A 4,604-nucleotide genomic window follows, 5' to 3' on the forward strand; every position below is an offset into this window, starting at 1 on the left:
CACATTGATCATCCGGGCAGGGCGTGATGGCAGCCAGCAGGTGGCGGTCATCCGACGGGCGGGCAGAGGGCGCGATGAAGACACCTGAGCGGCTGTTCGATCTCCCCGGCACGGTTGCCATCATCACCGGCGGAAGCCGGTAGGCCGTTCGAAGCCCGTGTGCGGTGGTTTTCCCCGCCCGGGTCGACCTGCTGACCGCATTCATCCTGGACAGGCCCACTTTTAGGATCACCGGCGTGGCGACAGGCCCACTTCTAGCGTCACCGGCATCGCAATGCACACGCGGGAAGGAAGTCACATGCAGGAAAGAGGCCACGTGCAGGAAAGAAGTCATGTGCCACTGGGGCGTCACATGCGGGAAATTGGTCACGAGCAGGAAATTGGTCACGTGCGGGAAGGAAGTCACATGCGGGAAATGGGTCACGAGCAGGAAACGGGTCATGTCCCGGAAGGAGGCTACGCGCCGCAGAGACGTCACGTGCGGCTGGTACGTCACGGGCGGCAGGACATCGTGAGGAGGGGACGGCGTTCCCGGCGGCGCCGGACCGTCATGGGGCTCGTCCTCGCCGCGACGACCGCGGTGACGGCCACCGCGACGACCACCGCCCTCATCGACCCCGCCGCGGCCACCGGGCCGACCACGGCTTGGCGCCACACATCCTCTTACCGCGGGGATGTGGTCTCCGTCAAACGGCTACGGGTCCTGTCGGCGGAGTATGTGCGGGCGGTCCTGGCCGGTACCGGGTTCGATGCCGATCCGGAGGTGATCCGGTCGGGGGTGCGGACCTACCGGGTCGTGTACTACACGATCGACCCCCGTGGACGTCGGACGACCGCCAGCGGCCTGGTGGCGCTGCCGCGCACCGAGGACCGCTGGCTACGGGTTGTCTCCTACGCCCACGGCACCGAGATCAACCGCACGGACGCCCCGTCGACCGCGACCGATCTGGAGGCCAACTCCTGGGGGCAGGCCCCGGCCCTCACCTACGCCGCCGCCGGGTTCGCGACGGTCGCCCCCGACTACCTGGGCTACGGCGTCGGGCCGGGTGACCATCCGTGGTTGGACGTCCCCTCGGAGACCAGCGCGTCGCTGGACCTGCTCCGCGCGGCGCGCACTGTCGCCGAGCGTGAAGGCCGGAAGTTCAAACGGGATGTGCTGGTCACCGGGTTCTCCCAGGGCGCTTCGGCGGCGACGGGACTGGGGAAGGCGCTGCGGGCCGGCGCCGACCCGTCGTTCCGGCTCGGTGCCCTCGCGCCCGTCAGCGGAGCCTATGACCTGCGCTCCGTGGAGCTGCCGGCGTGGCTGAACGGGCAGGTCGCATGGCCCTTCGGCGTCGGCTACACCGCCTTCTTCCTCGTCTCCTGGAACCGCCTGCACCACCTGTACCGCTCGCCGGCGGAGGTGTTCCAGGACCCGAAGGTCGCGACGCTCTTCGACGGCAAGCACACCGGGGAGCAGATCCTCGCCGGCCTGCCGGCGACCACCGACAAGCTGCTCACCCCACACGGCTTCGACCTGCTCCGCAACCCCCAGGGCCGGCTGGCCGTGGCGCTGTGGGCGGCGGACAAGACCTGTTCGAACTGGAACCCGAGGGTGCCGGTCCGGCTCTACGTCGGCGGCGCCGACCATCAGGTTCCGCGGGCCAACAGCGAGCACTGCCGGGCCGCGTTCCTGGCAAGTGGCGCCGACGCCCCGATCATCAACCTGGGACCCAACGTCGGTCATCTCGACTCCAACAAGGCCGGTACGGCCGCGGTCGTCCGCTGGTTCCGGCAGCAGGTGCAGTAGTAACAGCGAGCTGACGGACCAGGACGATCCATGGTCCCAGGCCATCGCCGGTCTCATCGCCGGCGATGGCCGGTCAACCGGCCAGCGAAATCGGACGTCGGCGGGCGGCACTCGTGGGTGGGACGGAGGGACCTCCCGGCTCGTCGGCTTCAGCGTTCGTCGTCGGCGCTGTTCATCGTCAGCGGCGGTCAGGTATCTCGGTGCCTCCGGGGAGTGCAGACAAGATAATCAACGGTGTTGACGACGTTCCGGCCGCCATTTTTGATCATGGCTAGATTCGGAAAGGCCACACCGGGGGCCCGATGGTTTCGGTGCGGACGGGGAAATTGGGGCTGGGCATGTTGACCTCGAGGCCGAGCCTCTTGTTGATTTTGAGAGCGCGATTCGCGTAAAAAGCGAGGATTCGCGGGGCCACCGACGCCACCGTGGCGGTGGCCGGCTCGGGTATGACGGCCGAAACTATCGCGGCTATGTCGACGCCGTTAGCGACCATCTCGGTCTCCTCTCTGGTGAAGAAGATCTTCCAACCCTTGTGGACGCTGGTGGCGGATGCCATTGATGCTCCGTTTATGTCTGACATCAGGTCCCGACAGGCGACAGGCTTGCACCAGCGCGACGGAGACTCGACGGTAGTTCGCTGATGGCGCAATAAGCACTTAGGGGACGTAATGAAGTAACAAATACGTGATCGAGAGCATCATCGCAGGTCAGCAGGCCTGTGGAGGGTTCGAAACGCGCAAGTTATTTCATTTCGACTCCTTACTTGCGGTAATGGCACCAACTGGGCGTTTCCGCGGGCAGGATGCGGCCGACCGGGCGGGTGGCCAGCCGTCGGACGACGACGGTGCGGCGGGCGCTCTACACATCCCTGAAGCCCATAGGTGGCCCATGACCGGCGTTGACCGTCTGAACGATCTTCCTGTCCGGGGGATACCAGCCCCGCTCAAGGGAGGAAAGGGGGAAGGAAAGAAGGAAAGGAAAAAGGCGGGAAGGGGGAAATAGCCAGATAAAGAAAGAAATGATCGGGCAGCGGGAAGTGGAAAAACCAGGCGCACGCAGCCCGCCGTCCAAGGGCGGCTCAGGAGTGGTTCAAGGGCGGTTCAGGGGCGGGCCAGGCGCGGATCAGGCACCGTGGCGTCGCTCCCTGGCGGCGAAGCTGCGCAGGGCGCGCAGGAAATCGATCTCACGGAACGCCGGCCAGTACGCCTCGCAGAAATACAGCTCCGAGTAGGCGCTCTGCCAGAGCAGGAAGTTGGACAGCCGCTGTTCCCCGCTGGTGCGGATCACCAGATCGGGGTCGGGCTGGCCGGCAGTGTAGAGGTGCTGGGCGATGTCGTCCACGGTCAGCGTCGACGCGACGTCGGCCAGCGAGTCCCCCGCCTCGGCCCGCTCGTACAGCAGTTCGCGCAGGGCCTCGATGACCTCCTGGCGACCTCCGTACCCGACGGCGAGGGTGACGTGAGCGCCGGTCGTGACTCCGCGGGTCGTCTCCACGGCATCCTTGAGGACACGGGCCGTGCTGTCCGGCAGCGTGTCCAGCATGCCCGCGAGATGGACCTGCCAGCGGGCGTCTGGCCGCCCGAGCCGGTCGGCCACCACCTGCTCGATCACCTGCATGAGGAAGGCGACCTCGGCGTCCCCGCGCTGCTGCAGGTTCTCCGTCGAGCAGACGAACACGGTGACGTGTTTGATCCCGACAAGCTCGCACCAGGACAGGACGTCCTCGGCGTGCTCGGCGCCGTACTTGTGGCCGAGGCTCGGATTCGCCATGCCCATCTCGCGGGCCCAGCGGCGGTTGCCGTCCATGACCAGCCCGACGTGCGCAGGCAGTGGACCCGCCATGACCTGCCGACGCAGGCGACGGGTGTAGAGCGCGTAGAGGGGGCCGGCCGTCAGCTGCACCTTCGATTACACCTTCGATCGTGGGGCGCCCGGCGATCGCGGGGCACCCGGGGGAGGAGGAGTCCGGGGAGAGCCCATGGTCGGAATGGGTCTGTGGTCGATCTGTCGTGGGTGTCGTGGGTGCTGCATGCGGGGGAGTGGTACGTCGGGATACCAGTGTGCCCTCTCCCGAGGAAGGGCTTCCGCGGGGGCTCGGACCGACGTCGCGATCGGGCGGTCCGCCGGTCACAGGACCGCCACCGGCCCACCCACCCCGTGCAGGTCCAGCGCCGGAATCACCAGCCAGTTCTCGTAGCCCCCCGCCCGGGCGTGCCGGTTCGCCTCGGCCGGTGTCACGAAGAACCCGACGACACCTTCCACCGCCCGATCCGGCCCGATGAGGACCGCCAACGCCCAGAGCGGGCCGGATCGCTGCGGATTCGCGGCCGGAATGTGCGACCACACGTCCGACCAGCTCGACTGGTCAGTCGAGGACTCCATCATGCACCCCTCTTCACGCACCCCTCTTCACGTAGCTCGTCCGGAGCCGCCCACGGCGGCCATGGCGGACGAAGGTCGACCGGTGAAAACCGTTGATATCACTATCGGTGCCGCTCCTGCGTCTTACGGTGACATTCGGTAAGTTTCTGTCCATACTCTCGCCACGGCGCTCCAGATGAGCATCTTGGCGCCTCGGGCCCCTCTTCCGTGCCTATTTCAACACGAACGCAGGCTGAGATATGACACACGGACCACCGTTCGGCGATGCTTTGATGATTTGAGTTCTTCGGACCCGTTCCAGGCCTTCGCGGTCGGCGGTCCAGCGAGGGAGTTCGCGCAGGTTGCCCGCCATGGCCCTTGGCCTCTCGCCGGGCACCGCGGGGTTCAAACGTCTGCACGTGCATCCGGCTCTTAGGGGACGTAATGAAGTAAC

At 66.7% G+C, this 4,604-nt stretch carries 5 protein-coding genes; 1 reads left to right on the forward strand and 4 read right to left on the reverse strand.

Annotation, left to right across the window (positions count from 1 at the left end; genetic code table 11):
* Positions 1 to 442 (reverse strand): hypothetical protein (locus AC08OU_RS15650; protein WP_476605207.1); only part of this gene is annotated, 442 nt, incomplete at its 3' end.
* 36 nt (positions 443 to 478) lie between these two features.
* On the opposite strand from AC08OU_RS15650, the gene AC08OU_RS15655 reads away from it, so the two are divergent.
* Positions 479 to 1,789, forward strand: a complete 1,311-nt coding sequence (locus AC08OU_RS15655) for an alpha/beta hydrolase family protein (protein WP_476605208.1) — start codon at positions 479 to 481, stop codon at positions 1,787 to 1,789.
* Positions 1,790 to 2,060: 271 nt separating this feature from the next.
* Here the strand turns inward: AC08OU_RS15655 and AC08OU_RS15660 are convergent, their stop codons facing one another.
* The 3 genes from AC08OU_RS15660 to AC08OU_RS15670 all read right to left on the reverse strand — a co-directional run bounded on the left by AC08OU_RS15660 (position 2,061) and on the right by AC08OU_RS15670 (position 4,171).
* Positions 2,061 to 2,345 (reverse strand): hypothetical protein, encoded by a 285-nt coding sequence (locus AC08OU_RS15660; RefSeq protein ID WP_023841456.1) that lies wholly within the window; start codon positions 2,343 to 2,345, stop codon positions 2,061 to 2,063.
* Between the two features lie 566 nt (positions 2,346 to 2,911).
* Positions 2,912 to 3,685, reverse strand: a complete 774-nt coding sequence (gene uppS, locus AC08OU_RS15665) for a polyprenyl diphosphate synthase (RefSeq protein ID WP_476592757.1) — start codon at positions 3,683 to 3,685, stop codon at positions 2,912 to 2,914.
* Between the two features lie 231 nt (positions 3,686 to 3,916).
* On the reverse strand, positions 3,917 to 4,171 hold the full coding sequence (locus tag AC08OU_RS15670) for a hypothetical protein (protein ID WP_476592756.1): 255 nt from the start codon (positions 4,169 to 4,171) through the stop codon (positions 3,917 to 3,919).
* Between the last annotated feature and the right edge of the window lie 433 nt (positions 4,172 to 4,604).

This window comes from Frankia sp. CcMO1, from assembly GCF_977945845.1.

Excerpts from the sequence above, each read along its gene's own strand:
- AC08OU_RS15660 (WP_023841456.1), bottom strand. The coding sequence starts at position 2,345 with ATGGCATCCGCCACCAGCGTCCACAAGGGTTGGAAGATCTTCTTCACC.
- AC08OU_RS15670 (WP_476592756.1), bottom strand. The coding sequence starts at position 4,171 with ATGGAGTCCTCGACTGACCAGTCGAGCTGGTCGGACGTGTGGTCGCAC.